Raw genomic sequence first — 19,542 nt, 5'->3', positions numbered from 1 at the left:
ATGGTTTAGCGCGGCAGGCCGGTGGCACCGCCACCCGAACCACCCGTGCCGCCGGTGCCCGGATCGGCATCGGTCGCTGTCCCGCTGCGCTCCAGCGGGCCGCCGGCCGGGCCGGGCTGGCTCATCACGCCGGGGCCGGTCGGCCGGGTCATCGCGCCGCCGCCGGAACCACCGGTGCCGCCCGTGCCCGGATCAGCGCCGGTCGCCGTGCCGCTACGCTCCATCGGGTTGGTGGTGCCGGTGCCGCCGTAATTCGGGCTGGTCGCGCCGCGATTGCTGCCGCCCGAACCACCCGTGCCGCCGGTGCCCGGATCGGCATCCGTCGCCGTGCCGCTGCGATCGGGGTTGGTGCCCATGCGCGCCTGATTGGCCGGCTGCGCCATCAACGCGCCGCCGCCCTGATAGGCCGCGTTCGGATTGGCCCGCGCCGCGCCGCGCATCCCGGTGCGACCCGAGCCAACGTTCAGCGCCGCCAGGGTGGCGCCATCGAGGCGACCGGTCACTTCCAGGTTGTTGGCGCGCTGGAAGTCGGACGTCGCCTGGCTGGTCCGGGGACCCATCACGCCATCCGCGCCGCCGGCATTGAAGCCACGCGCGGTCAGAGCGCGCTGCGCCTGTCGGGTGGTCGATGCGCCTGCGCTGCGGGTCGTGTTGTTCGCGCCGGGAACGCGGGTTTCCGGGTCATTCCAGATCGGGCGGCCCAGATTGACGTCACGCGGGGAGGTCGTCGCACCGGTCACGGCGCCGGCCCCACCACCGATCGCGGCACCCGCCAGAGCGCCCACCGGCCCGCCGAGCGCGCCAACGCCAGCACCCGTCGCCGCACCTGCCGCGGCGCCACCGGACACCCGCTCCTGCGGGTCGGTGCCGCAGGCCGCGACCATCAGGCCGAGCGCTGCCGCGCCCAGCAAACGTGCCTTGTTGTTCATCCCGTCGCTCCTTCCGTTATGCCGCTTTGCCCTTGGGCGCGGCCCCTAGATGTCGGACGAACGCGACAGGAGAAGGAATGGTTGCAACCGGGTTTCAGGCGCCGGCGGGCCGCAGCCTGCCGGCCCCCACCATTCCCGCGATACGGGCGGCGACCGCGGGGGCGGCGGAAGCCTCCAGCCCCAGCAGGCGGACCACGCCGGAGACCACCTCCGCCTCCGTGCTGCCGGGCAGGGCGGCGAGCAGCGCCTCCGCCGCCGCCCGCACTTCCGCCGGCGGCAGCAGGGCGGCGCGGCGCAGATGCGGGGCGGCGGCGCGGCGGTCGCGCGGTTGCACCGGGCCGAGTTGTTCCGACACCCAGAAGCCGCCCGCCTCCGCCACGCCTTGCAGGCCCTTGGCCAGCACCAGGGCCTGTCGCAGGGCGCGTTGCTCATCCGGCGAAAGTCCCTCCCGCCCAAAGATCAGCCGTACGCGCTCCAGCACCGCATCGCCATGCACGGGCTGCTCGACGCGGATGATCTCCGCCAGGATCTCCGCCAGCTGCGCGAAGGGAATGTCGGGGATCGCCACGCCGGTCGGGATTTCGGGCGCCGCCTCGGCGTAGGGGATGGCGAGGCCGGGGTCCGGCGTCGCCGCCACAGGCGGGGCCTCCGCCGGCGTGGCGCCCAGCGCCACGCGGAGGCGGGCGCGCTCGCTTTCCGGGCTTTGCAGCCAGGCGAGGCTCCAGGCGCGGTGCAGCCGCCAGCCCATGCGGCCGAGGGCGGCCGGGCGGCCATGGTCGCGGTCCCGCGCGCCGCGCAGCGATGCCCAGTCGGCGGCATCGGCCTCCACGCCCAGCACGAAATCCCCGTCCCGCCGCGCCGCGACGTCCAGGAACAGGCCGGCGCTGCCAATCCGCGCCACCGGCTCCAGCCCCACGGAGGTGATCTCGCCGGCGATCAGTTGTGCCAGCGGGGCCAGCGCATCGCCACCGGTCGCGCGTCGGTCCTCGCCCGATTCGGCGAAGCGTAGGAAGGTCTTGAGCGCCGCAACGCCGGCGCCAGCGGCCCGCTCCAGGTCGATATCCTCGGCGGTCAGGGCGCTGAAGACGACGCAGCGGGTTTTGGCGCGGGTGATGAGCACGTTCAGCCGCCGCTCCCCGCCTTCCGCCGAGAGCGGCCCGAAGCGCATGGCCAGCTTGCGATCGGCGTCGCGCGCATAGCCGAGGCTGATGAAAATCGCGTCGCGCTCGTCGCCCTGCACATTCTCCAAGTTCTTCACGAAGAAGGGCTCGTGCGGATGCGCGGTGAAGAAGCCTTCCGCTGAATCATCCGCACGGCGCAGCGCCTCCACCGCATCCAGGATCGCGTCACGCTGGCGCAGGGAGAAGGCGGCGACGCCGAGCGTCTCGCCCGGGCTTTCCTTCGCATGGCGCAGCACGGCTTCGGCGACGGCCTGCGCCTCCGCCCGGTTCACGCCCGCGCCGGCCTGCCAAGTGCCATCGACGCGCACCATCGACAGGCCCAGCGCCGGAGACCGGCCGCGCGGGGAGGGCAGCACCACCAGCCGCCCGCCATAGAATTCGGCATTGCTGGTGGCGATCAGGCTTTCGTGGCGGCTGCGATAGTGCCAGCGCAGCATGATGTTCGGCACGCCGCGCGCATTGGCCAGGCCGAGAATGCTCTCCACCTCCCGCGCCGCGACGTTGTCTTCCACGACCTCCTCGGGCGCTTCCTCCGTCTCCGAGGTCATGCGCTGGAAGAAGCGGGTGGGGGGCATCTGCTTGTCGTCGCCCACCACCACCACCTGTCGGCTGCGGGCGATGGCGCCGAGCGCATCGACGGGCTCGATCTGGGAGGCTTCGTCCATGACCAGCAGGTCGAAGCTCAGCCCAGGCTTGAGCCCATGCGGTGGCGCCAGCAGTTGCGCGACGGAGAGCGGCGACATCAGGAAGACCGGCTTGGCCGCCTGCACCGCGCCGCCGGCGCGCAGCAACAATTCGCGCACCGGCAGATGGCCGCGCTTCTTCTCGAATTCGCCGAGCAGCATGCGATAGCCCGGCAGGTTGCGCGCCTCGCCCAGCCGCGCCGCATGAGCGGCGGCGGCCTCGCGCCGCGCCAGCTCGATGCGGGCGCGGTCGGCCACGGCGAAGTCCGACAGCAGGCGGTCGAAGCCGGGGCCGTCGAAGGCGGCGAGTTCCGGCGTGGCGCGCATCGCCGCCTTCAGCAGCGCCTCGTCCTGCGCCGCCTCGAAGGTCGCGACGGCCTCGCTGGCCGGCAGGCGCCCATCGGCCAGGCGCTCCACCAGCGGCGCCAGATCCGCCCCCGCAAGGGCCACGGCGCGGCGCCAGGCGAGCCAGGGTCCCAGCGCCTCCGGCTCTGCCGCCCAATCGCCGAGGCGGGTGGCGATGGCGGTCAGCGGCGGGTCCTCCACCGCGAAGGCCTGGGCGGTGTCGAGCGCGGTGGCCTCGCCCAGCTCTGCCCAGGCCGCCAGCGCCGCCTCGATGGCCGTCGCGTCCAGCACGGGCATGCCGGCGGCGAGCGCGGCGGCCGCCTCCGCGCCATGGGCCTCGCGCCAGGCGACCAGCGCGGCCATGGCCGGGGCGTCGCCCCAGATAGGGCCGAAGGCGGCGCGGCCGCTGGCCTCTCCCTGCGCCAAAACCTGCGCGGCCTGCTGGCCGGTGATCGCGGCTTCCAGCGCCGGCAGCACGGCCGCGCCCTCCGCCACCACCTGCGCGGCCAGCGCCTTGGCGGCGCGCTGGCTGGGGGAGAGGAAGCTGAAGAAGCCGCTGCCCTCCGCCAGCGTGGCGCGCGCCTCCGCCAGGCCCGGCACCGCCAGCGCGCCCGGCTTCAGGCGCGGGTCGCGTTGCGCGGCGGCCTGGGTGGCGGCAGCCTCCGCCAAGGCGCGCAGCGGCGCGGGGTCGGCGGCCCAGGCCGGGTCGGCCATCGCCGCCCGATCATGCGCGGGGGCGACGGCGATGGCGGCCGACAGCGCCAGCAGCCGCGCCGCGCCGGCCGGCCCCGGCTCCGCCAGCACCATCGCGGCGGGGGCGAGCGCCGTGGCGCCGCCGGCCATGGCCCGGATCAGCGCCGGCAGCCGCGCCAGCAGCCGGTCCTGTGCCAGGGGTTGAAGGTCAAGCCCGATGCCGCGCCAGATGCTGGCGGGGCCGCCGGCCTCCGCGCAGGCCGCCAGCTCCGCCACCGCGGATTTGGCGGCGGCGAGACGTGCGGCGTCCCAGTCCCCGGCGGGCAACCGGATGTCCGGCGCGCCAAGACCGGCACCGCGCCGCGCGGCGAGCGCGCCGACCACGGCATGCAGCGGCCGGCCCGTCGCGCCGACCTCGCGGGCCATGGCCTCGGCGTGGCGGTTCAGGCGGCCGCGCAGCGCGCCCAGCCGTTCCAGCACCGGGGCGCGGTTCGGCGCGGGCGCCGGCGGGGCGGCGAAGGTGGCGCGCAGCTCGTCCAGCACGGCGCGCTTGGATTGCTTCTCCGCATGCAGTTCCAGGCAGGCGCGGCCCAGGCCGATCTGGCCGAGGCGGCGTTCCACCACTTCCAGCGCCGCCAGCTTCTCCGCCACGAACAGCACGCTGCGCCCATCCAGCACCGCCTGGGCGATCAGCGTCGCAATGGTCTGGCTCTTGCCGGTGCCGGGCGGCCCCTGGATAACGATATGGCCACCCCGGCGCACCGCCTCCGCCGCCAGCGCCTGGCTGCCATCCATCTCCACCACATGGTCCTGGCGTTCGACCGGAATCTCGGCATCCACATCGGCATCGGCCGGGAAGGGTGGTGGTGCCTCCAGTGCCTCTCCGCCCACCAGGGCACGGATCATCGGATGGGTCAGCAGGCCGGGATTCACCGCCGGGTCCAGGTCCCGCCACATCAGGAATTTCTGGAAGGAGAACAGGCCGAGCGCCAGCGCATCGGCCTCCAACCGCCAGCCCTCGCGTTCGCCGATGGCTGCCTGGATCTGGTCCGCCCAGGCGCCGACGGCAAAACCCTCCTCGGGGAAGGGCGGCAGTTCCACCCGGAATTCGGCCAGCAGCTTCTGGCGCAGGGAGAGGTTTTCCTCCACCTCGCCGCCGGCCGCGCGCAGCCGGAAGCCCTGGGTGACGCCCTGGCGTTCCAGCACCACCGGCAGCAGGGCGAGCGGCGCCAGGCGTTCCGTCTCCGGCGTCGCCGGGTCGCGCCAGGCCAGCGCGCCGAGGGCGAGGGAGAGGGTGGCGATGCCCGTCTCCTCCCGCGCCGTGCGGGCATCCTGCATCAGGTCGCGCAGCCGGCGCGCCACATCCTCCGCCGGCAGGCGCACGCGCAGCTTCGCATCGCGCCGCGCCGCCGCGGCATCCTGCGCCGCATCGGCCGTCGCCACGCCATCCACCCGTGCCGTGCGGCGGCCGCGGCGTGGCGCGGCCTCCGGCGCCGGCTCCGCATCCGGTGCGGCCTCGAAGCTGAAAACGCGGCCGGCCTGCAGCGCGCCGAGGACGAAATCCGCCTCCTCCCCATCCAGCAGCAGCACGCCGCGCGACCGGCCAGGCTTCGGCAGGGCCAGCAGGCGATTGCGGGTGGAGAGATCGAGAAGGCCGCGCCGCGCCGCCTCCAATTGCGGCGGAAGGGTCTGGTCCGTGCTCATGCGGCGGGGCTGGCGCCGAGCAGGCGCAGGATGCGCAGTTCCTCGAGATCCATTTCATGCTCCAGGCTGGCCAGCATCATATCCCCCAGCGAGCCCTGGCCGTGATGATCCAGCAGGGCCTTGCGACCGGCACGCAGCGCGGCGAGGCGGATGCGCAGCCGCGCCTCCAGCTCCGCTTGGCCGCTGCCGGTGGCCACGCCCTGGAAGACACGCGCCTTGTCCTGGTACTCGCTCAGCAGGTCGCGCGCCACGGCGCCTTCCAGCACATCCTCCGACCGCTGCTCGATCTCGGCCAGGGTGGCGCGGGCGACATGGCGGCGCGCCTGGGCTTCCTCCGGCTTCATCCCGGCGATGCGCGCCTCCGCGACACCGAGGCGGCGGATCACCCATTCCAGCGTCGTGCCTTGCAGCACCAGCGTCGCCAGGATGGCGCAGAAGGCGAGGAAGACCATCAGGTCGCGTTCCGGGAAATCCAGCGGCAGCGCCAGCGCCGCGGCCAGCGAGACCACGCCGCGCATGCCGCACCAGGAAACGACGAGGAGATGCGACAGCGGCGCGCGTTGCCCCGGGGCCGGCCCGGGCAGCGCACCGGGCACCAGCGCGCTCGGGAAGACCCAGAGGAAGCGGCTGAGGATCAGCACCAGTGACAGCGCCAGGGCCAGCACTGCCAAGTCCAGCACGCCGCGTTCGGCGATGCGATCCAGGATGGCGCGCAATTGCAGCCCGGCCAGCAGGAAGATCAGGCTGGTCAGCACGAATTCGACGAAGTTCCAGACGGCGACCGCGGCGATGCGGCTGGCCGGCGTCAGGGAACGGTGCTGCAACTGGCCGAGCAGCAGCCCCGTGGTCACCACCGCGATCACCCCGGACAGGCCCAGCGCATCGGCTGCCAGGAAGCTGGCGAAGCAGGCGACGAAGCTTGCGGCGACTTCCAGCAGCGGGTCGCGCAGCCGGCGGAAGACACGGTCCGTCAGCAAGCCCACCGCCGCGCCCATGGCGATGCCACCGATCGCCACCAGCACGAAGCTGCCCGCGGCTTCCTCCAGCGCGATGCCGCCCGCGGCCACCGCCGCGATGGCGAAGCGGTAGAGCACCAATGCCGTCGCATCATTCACCAGGCTCTCCCCTTCCAGCACCGTCACCAGCCGGCGCGGCATGGGCAGGCGGCCGAGAATGGCGGAGGCGGCGACCGCGTCCGGCGGGGCGACGATGGCGCCGAGCGCCACGGCGGCGGCCCAGGGCAGGCCGGGGATCAGTAGCTTGGCGACGACGGCGACGCAGATGGCGCTGAACAGCACGGCGCCGATCGCCAGGAACAGGATGGGGCGAAGATTGCTGCGGAAGGCCCGCCAGTCGGTCCGCCAGGCGCTGGCCAGCAGCAGTGGCGGCAGGAAGAAGGCCAGCGCGATTTGCGGGTCGAGCGTCACGCTCGGCAGGCCGGGAACGAAGGCCAACACCATGCCGCCTACCACCAGGATGATGGCGTAGGGCAGGTTCAGCCGCCGCGCGAGCAGTGCGAAGCCTATGCAGGCCGCGATCAGGGCCAGGACGGCCTGCACGATTTCCATGGGTCTAGCCTATCCGGGGAAGCGTGACGGCTGGCAAGGCCAATTAGGGGTGGGCTTGGGGCGCCGGCGCGGGCTTCCCATCTTGGCAGGGCGAAAGGAATTCCTCCATGCTGGATGCTCCGATCCCGGCGACTGCCGGGGATCTTCTCGATGCCTATTCCACCGCCGTCACCCAGGCGGTGGCCCGTGCCGCGCCTTCGGTCGTGCATGTCGAATTGCCGGGGCGCGGCAGCGGGTCCGGTGTGATCGTATCACCGGATGGGCTGGTGCTGACTAACAGCCATGTGGTGGCCGGCGCCGCGCGCATCCTGCTGACCACCGCGGAAGGCGCGCGTTTTCCGGCGCGCCTGCTGGGCGACGATCCCGACACCGATCTCGCCTTGCTGCGCGCCGAATCCGCGGCCGCGCTGCCGGCCGCCGAGTTGGGTGACAGCGCCGCTTTGCGCGTGGGCCAGGTGGCGGTGGCCATCGGCAATCCGCTCGGCTTTTCCTCCACCGTCACAGCAGGCGTGGTCAGCGCCCTGGGGCGGACCCTGGCGGGGCGGGGCGGGCGGCCGATCGAGGATCTGATCCAGACCGATGCGGCGCTAAACCCCGGCAATTCCGGCGGCGCGCTGGTCGATACGCAGGGCCGCGTCATCGGCATCAACACCGCGATGATCGGCGGCGCGCAGGGGCTGTGCTTCGCGGTGGCGGCGAATACCGCGCAGCTGGTGCTAGGCCATCTGGTGCGCTTCGGCCGAGTGCGGCGTGCGGTGCTCGGCCTGACCGGGCAGCGGGAGACGGTGCCGCGCCGCTTCGCCCGCGCGCATGGCCTGGTGCAGGCCACGGCCCTGCTGGTGGGGGATGTGGTGAAGGGTGGCCCGGCGGATCGCGCGGGCATCGAGCGCGGCGACCTGCTGGTCTCGATCGGTGGCCAGCAGGTGGCGGGCGTCGACGACCTGCTGCGCTGGCTGACCGGCGAGAGGGTGGGCACGGTGGCGGAGGCGGTGGTGCTGCGCCGGGGCGACCTGCGGCGGCTGCGCGTGGTGCCGGCGGAGCGCTAGGCAAGTCGGTCCGGATTCCGGACCGGATCTGCCGCCCGGCCATGCTAGAAGCGCGGCATGGCGGGCCATGGACAATTCTGCGCCGTCGCGCGCGCGCATGAGGCGGTGGGCGGCCGCTGGACGCTGCTGGTGGTGCGGGAACTGCTCTCCGGCGCACGGCGGTTCAACGACATCCGCCGCGGCATCCCACGCATTTCCCGCACCATGCTGGCGGAGCGGCTGGAGGCGCTACAGGCACTGGGCTGCGTCGCGCGGCAGCCGGATGGCTATGCACTGACCCAGTCTGGCCTGGAACTGGCGCCGGTGATCACCGCGCTGGCGCTGTGGGGCCAGCGCCGGCTGGTGCGGGAGATCCAGGCCGAGGATCTGGACCTGGAGCCGGTACTGATCGACATGCAGCGCCGCGTGCGGCCGGAGGCCCTGCCACGGCAGCCGCTGGTGGTGCGCTTCGACCTTGCCGGCCACACACCACGCTTCCTGCTGCTAAGCGCGCGGGAAGTGGCGCTGTGCCGCCGCAATCCGGGCTTTCCCGAACCGCTGCGCCTGCACGGGCCGCTGACGGCGCTGGCCGCCTGGTGGCGCGGCGATGCCAGCTTCGCCGCGGCACAGCGCATGGGGCTGGGGTTGGAGGGGCCGCGCAGCCTGACGCGCGCCTTTCCCGGATGGTTCGCGCGCTACACCTTCGCCGAGGTGGCGCCCGCCTGACCGGCGGTCCGGATTTCGGACCCCCGGCGCGGCCGCGCCTGCGGCATCAGGCGGGCGGAGGTGCCGCCATGCCCATCGAGACCATCCTCGCGCTCGGCCTGTTTGCCGTGGTGAGTTCCCTGGGGCCGGGCCCCAGCAATTTCCTGTTGCTGGCGTCCGGCGCCAATTTCGGCCTTCGGCGCACGCTGCCGCAGCTTCTGGGGGTCAGCGCCGGGCTCTGCACGGTGATGCTCGGGGTCGGGGCCGGGCTCGGCCTGCTGCTGGCCGCTGTGCCGGCGCTGGCGCTGGCGGTGAAGCTGGCCGGCGCCGCCTGGCTGCTGCGCCTGGCCTGGCGGATCGGCACGGCGCGGGCCATGGGCGGCGCCGGGCAGGCGCCGGCGCGGCCGATCGGCTTTCTCGAATCGGCCGGCTTCCAGTGGACGAACCCGAAGGCCTGGCTCGCCGCGATGACCGCCATGGCGGTCTACGCACGGCCTGATTCGCCGGTGCTCTCCGTGCTGGTGGTCAGCCTGGCGGTCGCGTTGGGCGTGCTGCCGAGCCTGCTTCTCTGGGCCGGCATGGGGGTCGCGCTGCGCGACCTGCTGGCCGATCCCCGGCGACTACGGCGCTTCAACATCGCCATGGCACTGCTGCTGGCGGCCTCGCTGCTGCCGCTGGTCTGGTGAGGCCTTACCGCTTCCGCGTCAGCGCCAGCACCAGCACGATGACGGCGATGATGAGGACGGCGACCATGCCTTCCACCACCGCGAAGTTCGGCGCATCCCGTGCCACGAACAGCGCGGTGATGGCGCCGGCCGCGATCAGCAATCCGCGCAGCAGCAGGCTCATGTCGCGTCTCCCTTGCCTTGGCGGGCCTCCAGCACCTCGATCCGGTCGAGGGCACGGCGCAGCATGTCGGTGATCTCGGTGAGCTGACGCTCCCGCAACAGGTCGATCTTCTCGTGCAGCAGGGTGATGTCCGCCTCCGCCCGCAGATTGACCTGATAGTCGGCGACGGAGCGGTCGCGATCCAGCTCCGACTGGCGGTTCTGGCTCATCATGATGATGGGCGCGGTGTAGGCGGCCTGGAAGGACAGGACGAGGTTCAGCAGGATGAAGGGGTAGGGGTCCCAGGCCTCGCTGCCGATCACCGCATTGGCCACGATCCAGGTGCCGAGCAGCGCCGACTGGATCAGGATGAAGCGCCAGGACCCGACCAGGGTCGCCACGGCATCGGCCAGCCGGTCGGGCAGGGAAAGCGCGCGCGGCAGCGCGACCTTCGCGCGCCGCTGCTTGGCGCGGGCAATTGTCCGGCGCAGATGGGTGGGATGGGATTCGGCCATTCTCAAAGTCCTGCGAGGATCGCCAGCCTATACCCTTGGTGCCGCGCGGGTCAGTGGCTGAACCGCGTCGTGCCGCCATCCACATGCACCACCTGGCCGGTGATGTAGCGGGCGCGGGGGGAGCAGAGGAACACGACCAGCACGCCGAGGTCATCCGGCTCGCCAATGAAGCCGACCGGCACTTCCTTCGCGGCCCAGTCCTGGCGGGCTTCCTCGCTGGTCAGGATGCGGGCGTCGATCTGCTCGGAGCGCAGCCGGCCAGGTGGCACCGAATTCACCGTGATCCCATCCCGGCCGAGCTGGCGGGACAGCGCCTTGGCCCAGATGTGGACCGCGCCGTTGGGGGCATTGGCGGCGTTGATGATATGCGGCTCGTCGCTGCCGGTGATGTTGACGATGCGGCCGTATTTCTGGGCCTGCATGGCGGGGATCAGCGCATGGGCCATGCGGCGGCCGGCGTGGAAGTTCAGTTCCATCGATTCCTGCCAGACCGCCTCCGGCCCCAGATCCGCCTGCGGGCGGCTGCCGCCGGCATTGTTCACCAGAATGTCGCAGCGGCCGAAGCGGGCCAGCACGGCGTCGCGCGTGCGCTCCGCGGCGGTGGGATCGGTGATGTCCTCGGCCAGCAGCAGGGGCTCGGCGCTGGCGGGCAGGGTGTCGGCGAAGGCCTCCAGCCGATCCATGCGGCGGGCGAGCAGCGCCAGGCGGCAGCCTTCCTCCGCCAGCAGCCGGGCGATGCTGCGGCCGAGGCCGGCGGAGGCGCCGGTGACGAGGGCGACCTTGCCCGTGAGTTGCAGGTCCATGCCGTTGGCTCCGTGATTGCGGCGCGCAAACTGCGCCGGCTGCCGCGCAAACGAAAGGGGCCGCCCCTTGCGGAGCGGCCCCTTCCTGGTTGGCTTTGAGCTAAGCCGAGGCGGCGTCAGCCGCCTTCAGCCATGGCCTTTTCCTTGCCGGAGCGCAGGTTCGGCAGCAGCATCGCCAGCAGGGCGATCGCGGCGATGGCGAGCATGGAGGCGGAGATCGGCCGCTCCAGGAACACCATCACGTCGCCGCGGGACAGCAGCATGGCGCGGCGCAGATGTTCTTCCATCATCGGGCCGAGCACGAAGCCGATCAGCAGCGGGGCGCCTTCCAGCTTCAGCTTGGAGCAGAGGTAGCCGAAGATGCCGAACAGAACCATCAAGTACACGTCGAAGACGTTGTTGTTGATGGAGTAGATGCCGATGGCGCAGAACACCATGATCGCCGGATACAGGTGGCGATACGGCACTTCCAGGAGCTTCACCCACATGCCGATCATCGGCAGGTTGATGACCAGCAGCATCAGGTTGCCAACCCACATGGAGCAGATCAGGCCCCAGAACAGGTCGGGCTGAGCTTCCACCATGCGCGGGCCGGGCTGGATGCCCTGGATGATCAGCGCGCCGACCATCAGCGCCATCACGGCATTGGCCGGGATGCCCAGCGTCAGCAGCGGGATGAAGCTGGACTGGGCGGAGGCGTTGTTGGCCGCTTCCGGACCGGCCACGCCCTCGATGGCGCCGGTGCCGAACTGGTGGCGATACTTCGAGACCTTCCGCTCCAGCATGTAGGAGCCGAAGGAGGCGAGGGAGGCGCCACCACCCGGCAGGATGCCGAGCACGGTGCCGAGCACAGTGCCGCGCAGCACGGAGGGGACCGCACGGCGGAATTCCTCACGCGTCAGGAACAGGCTGCCGACCTTGTGGGTCAGCACGTTGCGGGATTCCGGACGCTCCAGGTTCAGGATGATCTCGGCGATGCCGAACATGCCCATGGCGATGGCGACGAAGCCGACGCCGTCGGAGAGTTCCGGCACGCCGAAGGTGAAGCGCTGCTGGCCGGTCTGCACGTCCGTGCCGACCAGGCCGAGCGCCACGCCCAGCACCACCATGCCGATGCCCTTGACGATGGAGCCCTGCGCCAGAACGGCGGAGATCACCAGGCCGAGGAACATGAGGGAGAAGTAGTCGGCCGGGCCGAAGGACAGCGCGACCGAGGTCAGCAGCGGGCCGGAGGCCGCGACGACGATGGTGGCGACCGAGCCGGCGAAGAAGCTGCCCAGCGCCGCGGTGGCCAGCGCCGCACCGGCGCGGCCGTTACGCGCCATCTTGTAGCCTTCGATGACGGTGACGACCGAACTGACTTCACCTGGCAGGTTCAGCAGGATCGCCGTGGTCGAGCCGCCGTACTGCGCGCCGTAATAGATGCCGGCGAGCATGATGATGGCGGTGGTCGGCGACATGCCGAAGGTGATCGGCAGCAGCAGGGAGATGGTCGCCACCGGGCCGATGCCCGGCAGCACGCCAATGGCCGTGCCGATGAAGGCGCCCAGCAGCGCGAAAATCAGGTTTTCGAAGCTGAAGGCGACGCTGAACCCGAGGGCGAGGTTCGAGAAAAGGGTTTCCATGGATCGTTATCCCTCAGGGCGAGAAGTAGGTCGGCCAGACCGGAATGCGGATGTCGAGCCAGTAGATGAACACCAGCCAGCACAGCGCCACGAGGAAGGCCACCAGACCCAGCACGCCCAAGGGCTTGTGCGTTCGGTCGGCCAGCGTGGAGATGCCGATGGTCACGGCCAGCGTCAAAATCAGACCGGCCTTCTCCAGGATCAGACCGAACACGCAGATCGCTGCCAGGATCAGGAACAGTTCACGCCACGCCCATCGTTCCAGGGGATCCGGCCCGTTGAACAGCGCCATGACCGAGATGAGCACACTGAGCCCAAACAGCAGCCCCAGGGACAGCATCGGCATGTAGCCCGGGCCCATGCGGCGCGCCGTGCCCAGCGTGTGGTCCATGTTGAGCCACAGCCCCGCTACAGCGAAGGCGAGGAGTAGCAACCCCGCCGTCAGGTCTTTCGCGTTGATCTTCATCCGCACCTCGTTTTGCCCGCCCCGCCGCGGGGACAAGTCCTTGACACCATAACGGCGTGGCCACCCACCACCGTCACTCCCCACACGACGAACCACCGGATTTCGCCGGCGGCCAAGTCGCGAGGGACACTAATCATCCGGGACGCGCTCGCCAACCAAGACATGTCCGGACATTCGACTTGCAGATTACAAGTCGTTAATTAATCAATGGTCGCACCGGATGCCCGCACCACGGGCGCCCAGCGTGCCACTTCCGACGCCACGAAAGCGGTGAACTCCGCCGACGACATGTCGCCCGGCGTGCCGCCCAACTCGGCGAATCGCTGCCGGCTTTCCGGGGTGGCGATCACCGCCATGATCTCCCGGTGCAGCCGCTGCACCACCGCCGGCTGCATGCCGGCCGGACCGGACAGCGCGAACCAGGAGGTGCTGGACAGGTCGAAGCCCTGCTCCCGGAAGGTCGGCACATCCGGGAAGGATGGGTGCCGCTCCGCGCTGGAGATGGCGATGGCGCGCACGCTGCCCTGGCGCATATGGCCGGCGGCCGAGGGCAGGCTGTCCGACATCATCGGCACCTGGCCGGCGATCACCGCCGTCATCGCCGGACCGGCGCCACGGAAGGGGATGTGGGTGTGCTCGATGCCGGCCAGTTCGCAGAAGCGCACCAGCATCAGATGGTTCGAGGAGCCGGCGCCGGAGGAGGCCATGTCCAGCCCGCCGCGCCGTGCCTTCGCCGCCCGCACGAGATCGGCCAGGTTGGCGATTTCGCTGCGCGGGTTCACGACCCAGACGGAGGGGTTGGTGATGACCATGGCGATATGGGTGAAGGAGGTCACCGCATTGTAGCGCAGGTTCGAATACAGCGCCGGGCTGATCGCATGGCTGGCGATGTTGCTCATCACCAGCGTCTGCCCGTCCGGCGCCGCATCGGCGACCATCTGGCTGCCCGTGGTGGCGCCGGCGCCCGGCCGGTTCTCAACCACCACCGGCACGCCGAGCCGCTGCGCCAGTCCGTCCGCCACCAGCCGCGCTGTCAGATCCGTGCTGCCGCCGGGGGCGAAGGGCACCACCAGGCGGATCGGGCCGGATGGCCAGGTTTGCGCCCGCGCAGACCTCGGCGCGACCAGCAGCGCTGCCCCCGTGGCGAACGCGCCACCGGCCAGCGCCCGGCGCGTCAATCGGTCTGTCATGGAAGTCCCTCACCTGCTCTTGGGCTGCCTAATGCACGTAGCTTTCCCGCGCTGCAAGCCGGACACTTTCTGATGACCACATCTTCACCTAGGCTGAGGCCATGAAATTGCGTGGAGTGACGGTCGATGCGCATCAATGATCCGGAACGGCGAATTCGGGAGTACGCCGCCGGCATCGCGCCGGGCCTCGTCGCCATCCGCCGCGACATCCACGCCCATCCCGAACTCGCCTTCGAAGAGACACGCACCGCGGGTATCGTCGCGGCTGAGCTCGCGCGCCTCGGCATTGTGCATCGCACCGGCGTCGGCGGCACCGGCGTGATCGGCACCATCGAAGGTGGCCGTCCGGGCCCCACCCTGGCGATCCGCGCCGATATGGACGCGCTGCCGATCCAGGAGGAGACGGGGCTCGATTTCGCCAGTCGGAACGCAGGGAAGATGCATGCCTGCGGTCATGACATCCACACCGCGACGTTGCTTGGCGTTGCTTCGCTATTGAAGGATCTCGCGCCGATGCTGGCCGGCCGCATCGTGCTGCTGTTTCAGCCGGCGGAGGAGGTGCTGCAGGGCGCCGCCGCGATGATCGCGGATGGCGCTGCGGAGGGTATCGACATCGCGCTTGGCTTCCACAACCAGCCGGACCTGCCGGTCGGCCGCTTCGGCTTCGCCCCCGGCGCCTGCCTCGCCGCCTCCGATCGTTTCGATCTTGTGGTGCGCGGCAAGTCGGGCCATGCGGCGCATCCCTACGCCGCCATCGATCCCATCGTCGCCGCCAGCGCCTTTGTCGCGCAGGTGCAGACGGTGGTGAGCCGGGAGGTGAAGCCGCTGCATCCGGCCGTCGTCACCATCGGCGCCTTTAACGGCGGCACTACCTACAACATCATCCCCGAGCGCGTGCATCTGAAGGGCACGGTGCGCACGCTGCATGAGGCCGCGCGCAACACGGCGGAGGCTGCGATCCGTCGCCTGGCGGAAGGCCTCGCGGTTGCGATGCGCGTGGACTGCGCGCTGGACTATCAACGCATGGTGCCGCCGCTGGTGAACGACACGCGCGTGCAGGCGCCGGTGCTGGCGGCGGTGCGCGCGCAGTTCGGTGATGGCGTGCTGGATGAGGGCGAGGCCTCGATGGGCTCGGAGGATTTCTCGGAATTCGCCGCCCGCGCGCCTGCCTTCCATCTGCGCATCGGCAGTGGCGCGCCGGGGCGTGACGACCGGCTGCACAACGCCTTCTATCAGCCGGACGAAGCCTGTATCGAGAATGGCGTGCAGGCGCTGAGCCGTGCCGCGCTGGAGATCCTGGCATGAAGATTTGCGTCTATGGCGCCGGTGCGATCGGCGGACATCTCGCGGGCCGGCTCGCGCGCGGCGGCGCGGAGGTTTCGATCGTTGCGCGCGGCGCGCATCTCGCCGCGATCCAGGCCAATGGGCTGACGGTACAGGCGCATGACGGCACGCATCACAGCCGCCCCAAGGCGAGTACCGATCCGCGCGAACTGGGTCCGCAGGATGCGGTGATCGTCACGGTGAAGGCGCCGGCGCTGCCCGATGTCGCATCCGGCATCGCGCCCTTGCTCGGTCCGGATACCGCTGTGGCCTTCGTCATGAACGGCATTCCCTGGTGGTACTTCATGGGTCAGGAGGGACCGCATCGTGACATGCGGCTGCCCGCCGTCGATCCTGGCGGCGCGCTGGAATCCGCCATCGGCCTGAAGCGCACCATCGGGGGCGTGGTCTATTCGGCCAGCGAGGTGATCGCGCCCGGCGTGGTGCATTCCGAGCACGGCAATATCCGCGTCATTCTCGGCGAGCCCGATGGTCGAATCTCCGACCGCGCCAAGGCGATCTCCGCCGCGCTGGAGGCGGGCGGCATGCCGAGCCCGGTGACGCCCGATATCCGCTTCGAGGTCTGGGCCAAGCTGCTCGGCAATCTCGCCAATGGTCCGCTCTGCGTGCTGTCGCGCCGTGGCGTGCGCGACACCTTCGCCGACCCGCTGCTGCGGGAGGCCGGGCGGCGCAGCGCGATGGAGGCGCAGGCAATCGCCGCGGCGCTGGGCGTCGTGCTGCCGGATCAGCATATCGAGCGCGTGTCGAAATCCAACATGATGCACAAGCCCTCCATCCTGCAGGATCTGGAACTGGGCCGGCCGATGGAGATCGACGGGCTGTTTGCCATGCCGCTGCATCTGGCGCGGCTGACCGGCACGCCGACACCGCAGCTGGACCTACTGGTGGCGCTGGCGAAGCAGACGGCGCGCGCCGCGGGGCTCTATCCCGAGATCGCGTAGGGGGGGGCCTTCCTGCCCAATCACGCGGCGCTTCGCGGCATCTCCGTCTGACCCAGCACCCAGCCTTCCCAGCGGCGGATCCAAGGGTCGTCGGGAATGTGGTCCGGCTGCGCGCCATCCAGCACCGCGATCAGCGCGAGCAGGCCGAGCACGCAGTCCATCCGGTCCTCCCCGGCCGCATCGGCGCCGAAGCCCTCGGCGATGATGGCTGAGAGGGCAAGGGTGGGGTCCACACGCAGCCTTGCCATGGCCGCGCGCAACGTCTCCGCCAGCGCGCGGCGTGGTCCCTGCATCCGCTTGCTGCCGATCAGCTTCAGCCCGAGTTGGCGCAGCGCCTCCGCCGGATAGACCTCGGCCAGGGCGACGCGGCCCGGGGCGAGCAGACCATGCAGGGGGCCGGCGAAGGGCCAGAGCGAAATGGGTGCGCCAGCGGCCAAGGCGGGCGCGATCCAGTCTCGCCAGGCGGCGATGGCGGCCTTGCCGGACTGGTTGGCGCCCAGCGTCCAGAACACCGGCGCGCCGGCCGGGCGCAGCGCCGTCGCCCTGTCGCACAGCCGGGACAGGGAGGACGGCCCGGCCAACCCCAGCGCGGCCGCATGCGCCGCCCGCGTCATGCCCTTGATGCCGCGCGCCGGGTAGAAGGGCTGCGCGGCGGATACCGCCTCCAGCGTCGCTGCCACCCGGAAGAAGCCGGGATCGTCGACCAGCCCGGCCAGGAAGGCCGGAAAGTCAGGCTCCGGCCGCGCCATCGCCCAGTCCCGCGGCACGCCGAGCGGCAGGTCCAGGCCCAGCGCCACCGGCCGTCCCTCCGCCAGCAGCCCCGGCAGCAACGCCGTGACATCGCCAACCAGGCGCGGCGCCTGCGCCAGCCAGCGGTTGCCCTGGCGCTCCGCCCGCGCCATCCAGCGCTTGGCCGACGCCAGGCTCCAATCCGCATGCAGCGCGATCATGCCGCCCGGTTTCACTTCCATTCCGCCGGCGGTCTCATGTCATACTGTCCGCCAAAGGGGAGGCTTCGCCGCATGGATCTGGCCACGGGATTGTCGTCGCAGGAGCCTCTCAAGGGCCAGGATGCGCGGCATCCGGATGGGCAATATGCATCGCTGGCCAAGTGGTTCCACTGGCTGACCGTGCCGCTGCTATTCACCGCGCTCGCCACCGGGCTGGTCATCCGATTCATGAAGGATGATGCCAAGATGCCCTTCTATGCGCTGCATGAAAGCCTGGGCCTGCTGATCCTGGCGCTGGCCCTGGCGCGGCTGGCCTTTCGCGGCATCAGCAGGCCGCCCGCCTTGCCGGCGCATATTCCCGAAAGTCAGCGCAGGGTCGCGGCAGCGGTGCATCATGCGCTCTATGCGGCCTTGGTGGTGCAGCCGCTGCTCGGCTTCCTCACCACCAATGCCTATGGCTTTCCCTTGCAGGGCGCGACGGCCTTCCTCGGCTTCATCGACCTGCCGAAATTCATGGAGGCCGCGCCCGGCCTGGCCGGGGTGCTGCACTGGATGCACAGCCTGATCGGCTGGGCCTTCCCCTTCCTGCTCGCCGCCCATATCGGCGGCGCCATCTACCACCATGCGATTCGCCGCGACGGCACCCTGCTGCGGATGCTGTAGGGCCTACTTGATCGGCTTGTGCGCCCGGTCCAGCAGGCGGCCGAGCCAGCCCTTCGCTGCCGGCGCCTGCTTCACCGCCTCGGCGGCCTGCTTGGCCGCCGCAACCTCATCGGCGCGTCGCAGACGCTCCTTCTCCGCCAGCCACTTCTCCAGGCTCAGCCCGGCCTTGGCGGCGCGCTTTGCCTCATAGGCACGCTGGCCCTCGGTCAGGGGCGCGGCGGCGGGCTTCGCCTGAATCTTATCCGGGGTCTTCGCCATGGCGCGATCTCTCCATTCCTGGGGTGAATGGCGCGGCGGCGGCGGCTTCGCAAGGTGGGATACGCCGGGCTTGCGCCCGCCTCGTGCGACGCCGACATTGCGGCCATGGATCCTAAGATCAAGGCCGGCATCTGGGTGTCGATGGCGCTGCGGCTTTCCGACATTGCCGGGCGGTCCGGCGCGGTGCTGCGCAAGGGCGACCCGGATAGCGGCGGCATTCTCTGCGTGCTGCTGAAGGCACGGGACCAGCTGGTGGTGCTGACCCAGGTGCGGGACGCGGAAGGCCGTGCCGCCTGGATGCGCGGCACCGGGGATGCGCCGGTGGACCAGCAGACCGCCGATTCCTATATTGAGCGCCAAGTGAAGCGCGACCCGGATCTCTGGGTGGTGGAATTCGATTCGCCCGACCTCAAGACGCCCTTCGAGGCGCGGATCCTGTAGCGGCTACTCCACCGTCCCAAAGCAGCGATCGCCGGCATCGCCGAGGCCCGGCACGATGAAGCCGCGATGGTCCAGCTTCTCGTCCAGCGCGGCGGTGTAGATCGGCACGTCGGGATGCGCCTCGGTCAGCCGCGCCACGCCTTCCGGCGCCGCCACCACGCAGATGAAGCGCAGATGCGGCGCGCCGGCCTCCTTCACCCGCTGCACCGCCGCCACGGCGCTGCCGCCGGTGGCCAGCATCGGGTCGAACAGGATGGCGCCGCGGCTTTTCACCTCCGGCGGCATGCGCAGCATGTACTGGCTGGGCTTCAGCGTGTGCTCGTCCCGCACCAGCCCGACATGGCCGACTGGCGCTTCCGGCAGTATCTGCATGCCGCCTTCCATCAGCCCCAGCCCGGCGCGCAGCACGGCGACCAGCACCGGCTCGGGCGCGGCCAGCATCCGGTGGTCCATCTCCGTCAGCGGGGTGGTGATGCGCGTCACGCGTTCCGGCAGGCCGCGTGTCGCCTCCAGCGTCAGGATCGCGCCGATCTCGGCCAGCAACCGGCGGAAGCGGGCGGAGGAGGTGGCGGCATCGCGCAGCTCCGCCAGCCGGTGGGCGAGCAGCACATGGTCGACGACATGCAACATGGGGGCGACATCCGGGGCAGGGGTCAAAGCCTGATGACCGCAGGTGCGAACGCAC

At 71.0% G+C, this 19,542-nt stretch carries 19 protein-coding genes; 7 read left to right on the top strand and 12 right to left on the bottom strand.

Features of this window, described 5'->3' with window-relative positions:
- Window positions 1–5: 5 nt before the first annotated feature.
- From ACVFYP_RS20450 to ACVFYP_RS20440, 3 genes are all read right to left on the bottom strand, one after another.
- Window positions 6–929 carry a peptidoglycan-binding domain-containing protein gene (locus ACVFYP_RS20450; RefSeq protein ID WP_499202069.1) on the bottom strand — a complete coding sequence of 308 codons (924 nt, stop codon included), beginning with the start codon at window positions 927–929 and terminating at the stop codon, window positions 6–8.
- Window positions 930–1,023: 94 nt separating this feature from the next.
- Window positions 1,024–5,535: a DUF4011 domain-containing protein gene (locus ACVFYP_RS20445; RefSeq protein WP_499202068.1), complete on the bottom strand. Its 4,512-nt coding sequence runs from the start codon at window positions 5,533–5,535 to the stop codon at window positions 1,024–1,026.
- Window positions 5,532–7,103, bottom strand: coding sequence for a Na+/H+ antiporter (locus ACVFYP_RS20440; protein ID WP_499202067.1), 1,572 nt, complete (start codon window positions 7,101–7,103; stop codon window positions 5,532–5,534). The genes ACVFYP_RS20445 and ACVFYP_RS20440 overlap by 4 nt, the downstream gene beginning before the upstream one ends.
- A 107-nt stretch (window positions 7,104–7,210) precedes the next feature.
- Between ACVFYP_RS20440 and ACVFYP_RS20435 the strand changes: the two genes are divergently transcribed.
- The 3 genes from ACVFYP_RS20435 (at window position 7,211) to ACVFYP_RS20425 (ending at window position 9,519) form a co-directional block, all read left to right on the top strand.
- Window positions 7,211–8,149: a S1C family serine protease gene (locus ACVFYP_RS20435; RefSeq protein ID WP_499202066.1), complete on the top strand. Its 939-nt coding sequence runs from the start codon at window positions 7,211–7,213 to the stop codon at window positions 8,147–8,149.
- A gap of 57 nt (window positions 8,150–8,206) precedes the next feature.
- Window positions 8,207–8,854, top strand: coding sequence for a winged helix-turn-helix transcriptional regulator (locus ACVFYP_RS20430; RefSeq protein WP_499202065.1), 648 nt, complete (start codon window positions 8,207–8,209; stop codon window positions 8,852–8,854).
- 68 nt (window positions 8,855–8,922) lie between these two features.
- Window positions 8,923–9,519: a LysE family translocator gene (locus ACVFYP_RS20425; RefSeq protein ID WP_499202064.1), complete on the top strand. Its 597-nt coding sequence runs from the start codon at window positions 8,923–8,925 to the stop codon at window positions 9,517–9,519.
- Window positions 9,520–9,523: 4 nt separating this feature from the next.
- On the opposite strand, the gene ACVFYP_RS20420 is transcribed toward ACVFYP_RS20425, so the two are convergent.
- From ACVFYP_RS20420 to ACVFYP_RS20395, 6 genes are all read right to left on the bottom strand, one after another.
- A complete protein-coding gene (locus ACVFYP_RS20420) occupies window positions 9,524–9,682 on the bottom strand; it encodes a hypothetical protein (protein ID WP_499202063.1) in 159 nt (52 codons plus the stop codon).
- Window positions 9,679–10,176: a DUF1003 domain-containing protein gene (locus ACVFYP_RS20415; protein WP_499202062.1), complete on the bottom strand. Its 498-nt coding sequence runs from the start codon at window positions 10,174–10,176 to the stop codon at window positions 9,679–9,681. Before ACVFYP_RS20415 ends, ACVFYP_RS20420 begins: the two co-directional genes overlap by 4 nt.
- Window positions 10,177–10,226: 50 nt before the next feature.
- A complete protein-coding gene (locus ACVFYP_RS20410) occupies window positions 10,227–10,979 on the bottom strand; it encodes an SDR family NAD(P)-dependent oxidoreductase (protein WP_499202061.1) in 753 nt (250 codons plus the stop codon).
- Between the two features lie 116 nt (window positions 10,980–11,095).
- Window positions 11,096–12,604 carry a tripartite tricarboxylate transporter permease gene (locus ACVFYP_RS20405; RefSeq protein WP_499202060.1) on the bottom strand — a complete coding sequence of 503 codons (1,509 nt, stop codon included), beginning with the start codon at window positions 12,602–12,604 and terminating at the stop codon, window positions 11,096–11,098.
- A gap of 13 nt (window positions 12,605–12,617) precedes the next feature.
- Window positions 12,618–13,070, bottom strand: a complete 453-nt coding sequence (locus ACVFYP_RS20400) for a tripartite tricarboxylate transporter TctB family protein (protein WP_499202059.1) — start codon at window positions 13,068–13,070, stop codon at window positions 12,618–12,620.
- Window positions 13,071–13,270: 200 nt separating this feature from the next.
- Window positions 13,271–14,260, bottom strand: coding sequence for a Bug family tripartite tricarboxylate transporter substrate binding protein (locus ACVFYP_RS20395; protein WP_499202058.1), 990 nt, complete (start codon window positions 14,258–14,260; stop codon window positions 13,271–13,273).
- A 126-nt stretch (window positions 14,261–14,386) separates the two neighbouring features.
- Between ACVFYP_RS20395 and ACVFYP_RS20390 the strand changes: the two genes are divergently transcribed.
- Window positions 14,387–15,565 (top strand): M20 metallopeptidase family protein, encoded by a 1,179-nt coding sequence (locus ACVFYP_RS20390; protein WP_499202057.1) that lies wholly within the window; start codon window positions 14,387–14,389, stop codon window positions 15,563–15,565.
- Window positions 15,562–16,545, top strand: coding sequence for a ketopantoate reductase family protein (locus ACVFYP_RS20385; RefSeq protein ID WP_499202056.1), 984 nt, complete (start codon window positions 15,562–15,564; stop codon window positions 16,543–16,545). Before ACVFYP_RS20390 ends, ACVFYP_RS20385 begins: the two co-directional genes overlap by 4 nt.
- A gap of 20 nt (window positions 16,546–16,565) precedes the next feature.
- Here ACVFYP_RS20385 and ACVFYP_RS20380 read toward each other — a convergent pair whose 3' ends face one another.
- Entirely contained in the window at window positions 16,566–17,516 is a 951-nt protein-coding gene (locus ACVFYP_RS20380; protein WP_499202055.1) for a hypothetical protein, read from the bottom strand.
- Window positions 17,517–17,567: 51 nt separating this feature from the next.
- Here ACVFYP_RS20380 and ACVFYP_RS20375 point away from each other — a divergent pair, with 51 nt between their 5' ends.
- The gene (locus ACVFYP_RS20375; protein WP_499202054.1) at window positions 17,568–18,158 is read left to right on the top strand and encodes a cytochrome b; all 591 of its coding nucleotides are present in this window, start codon (window positions 17,568–17,570) and stop codon (window positions 18,156–18,158) included.
- Between the two features lie 3 nt (window positions 18,159–18,161).
- On the opposite strand, the gene ACVFYP_RS20370 is transcribed toward ACVFYP_RS20375, so the two are convergent.
- Complete coding sequence (locus ACVFYP_RS20370; protein WP_499202053.1) at window positions 18,162–18,416, bottom strand: hypothetical protein; 255 nt, start codon at window positions 18,414–18,416, stop codon at window positions 18,162–18,164.
- A 105-nt stretch (window positions 18,417–18,521) separates the two neighbouring features.
- Here ACVFYP_RS20370 and ACVFYP_RS20365 point away from each other — a divergent pair, with 105 nt between their 5' ends.
- A complete protein-coding gene (locus ACVFYP_RS20365) occupies window positions 18,522–18,857 on the top strand; it encodes a DUF1491 family protein (RefSeq protein ID WP_499202052.1) in 336 nt (111 codons plus the stop codon).
- A 3-nt stretch (window positions 18,858–18,860) separates the two neighbouring features.
- On the opposite strand, the gene upp is transcribed toward ACVFYP_RS20365, so the two are convergent.
- The gene (gene upp, locus ACVFYP_RS20360) at window positions 18,861–19,487 is read right to left on the bottom strand and encodes a uracil phosphoribosyltransferase (RefSeq protein ID WP_499202051.1); all 627 of its coding nucleotides are present in this window, start codon (window positions 19,485–19,487) and stop codon (window positions 18,861–18,863) included.
- Window positions 19,488–19,542 lie beyond the last annotated feature (55 nt).

The sequence above is a fragment of the Roseomonas sp. F4 genome, from assembly GCF_053891155.1.
This window is presented reverse-complemented; position numbering and strand designations above follow the sequence as displayed.

Coding starts and splice junctions, on each gene's coding strand:
- ACVFYP_RS20410 (WP_499202061.1), bottom strand. CDS start 10,979: ATGGACCTGCAACTCACGGGCAAGGTCGCCCTCGTCACCGGCGCCTCC.
- ACVFYP_RS20405 (WP_499202060.1), bottom strand. CDS start 12,604: ATGGAAACCCTTTTCTCGAACCTCGCCCTCGGGTTCAGCGTCGCCTTC.
- ACVFYP_RS20400 (WP_499202059.1), bottom strand. CDS start 13,070: ATGAAGATCAACGCGAAAGACCTGACGGCGGGGTTGCTACTCCTCGCC.
- ACVFYP_RS20420 (WP_499202063.1), bottom strand. CDS start 9,682: ATGAGCCTGCTGCTGCGCGGATTGCTGATCGCGGCCGGCGCCATCACC.
- ACVFYP_RS20435 (WP_499202066.1), top strand. CDS start 7,211: ATGCTGGATGCTCCGATCCCGGCGACTGCCGGGGATCTTCTCGATGCC.
- ACVFYP_RS20375 (WP_499202054.1), top strand. CDS start 17,568: ATGGATCTGGCCACGGGATTGTCGTCGCAGGAGCCTCTCAAGGGCCAG.
- ACVFYP_RS20425 (WP_499202064.1), top strand. CDS start 8,923: ATGCCCATCGAGACCATCCTCGCGCTCGGCCTGTTTGCCGTGGTGAGT.
- ACVFYP_RS20430 (WP_499202065.1), top strand. CDS start 8,207: ATGGCGGGCCATGGACAATTCTGCGCCGTCGCGCGCGCGCATGAGGCG.
- ACVFYP_RS20365 (WP_499202052.1), top strand. CDS start 18,522: ATGGATCCTAAGATCAAGGCCGGCATCTGGGTGTCGATGGCGCTGCGG.
- ACVFYP_RS20385 (WP_499202056.1), top strand. CDS start 15,562: ATGAAGATTTGCGTCTATGGCGCCGGTGCGATCGGCGGACATCTCGCG.
- upp (WP_499202051.1), bottom strand. CDS start 19,487: ATGTTGCATGTCGTCGACCATGTGCTGCTCGCCCACCGGCTGGCGGAG.
- ACVFYP_RS20395 (WP_499202058.1), bottom strand. CDS start 14,260: ATGACAGACCGATTGACGCGCCGGGCGCTGGCCGGTGGCGCGTTCGCC.
- ACVFYP_RS20370 (WP_499202053.1), bottom strand. CDS start 18,416: ATGGCGAAGACCCCGGATAAGATTCAGGCGAAGCCCGCCGCCGCGCCC.
- ACVFYP_RS20440 (WP_499202067.1), bottom strand. CDS start 7,103: ATGGAAATCGTGCAGGCCGTCCTGGCCCTGATCGCGGCCTGCATAGGC.
- ACVFYP_RS20380 (WP_499202055.1), bottom strand. CDS start 17,516: ATGGAAGTGAAACCGGGCGGCATGATCGCGCTGCATGCGGATTGGAGC.
- ACVFYP_RS20445 (WP_499202068.1), bottom strand. CDS start 5,535: ATGAGCACGGACCAGACCCTTCCGCCGCAATTGGAGGCGGCGCGGCGC.
- ACVFYP_RS20450 (WP_499202069.1), bottom strand. CDS start 929: ATGAACAACAAGGCACGTTTGCTGGGCGCGGCAGCGCTCGGCCTGATG.
- ACVFYP_RS20390 (WP_499202057.1), top strand. CDS start 14,387: ATGCGCATCAATGATCCGGAACGGCGAATTCGGGAGTACGCCGCCGGC.
- ACVFYP_RS20415 (WP_499202062.1), bottom strand. CDS start 10,176: ATGGCCGAATCCCATCCCACCCATCTGCGCCGGACAATTGCCCGCGCC.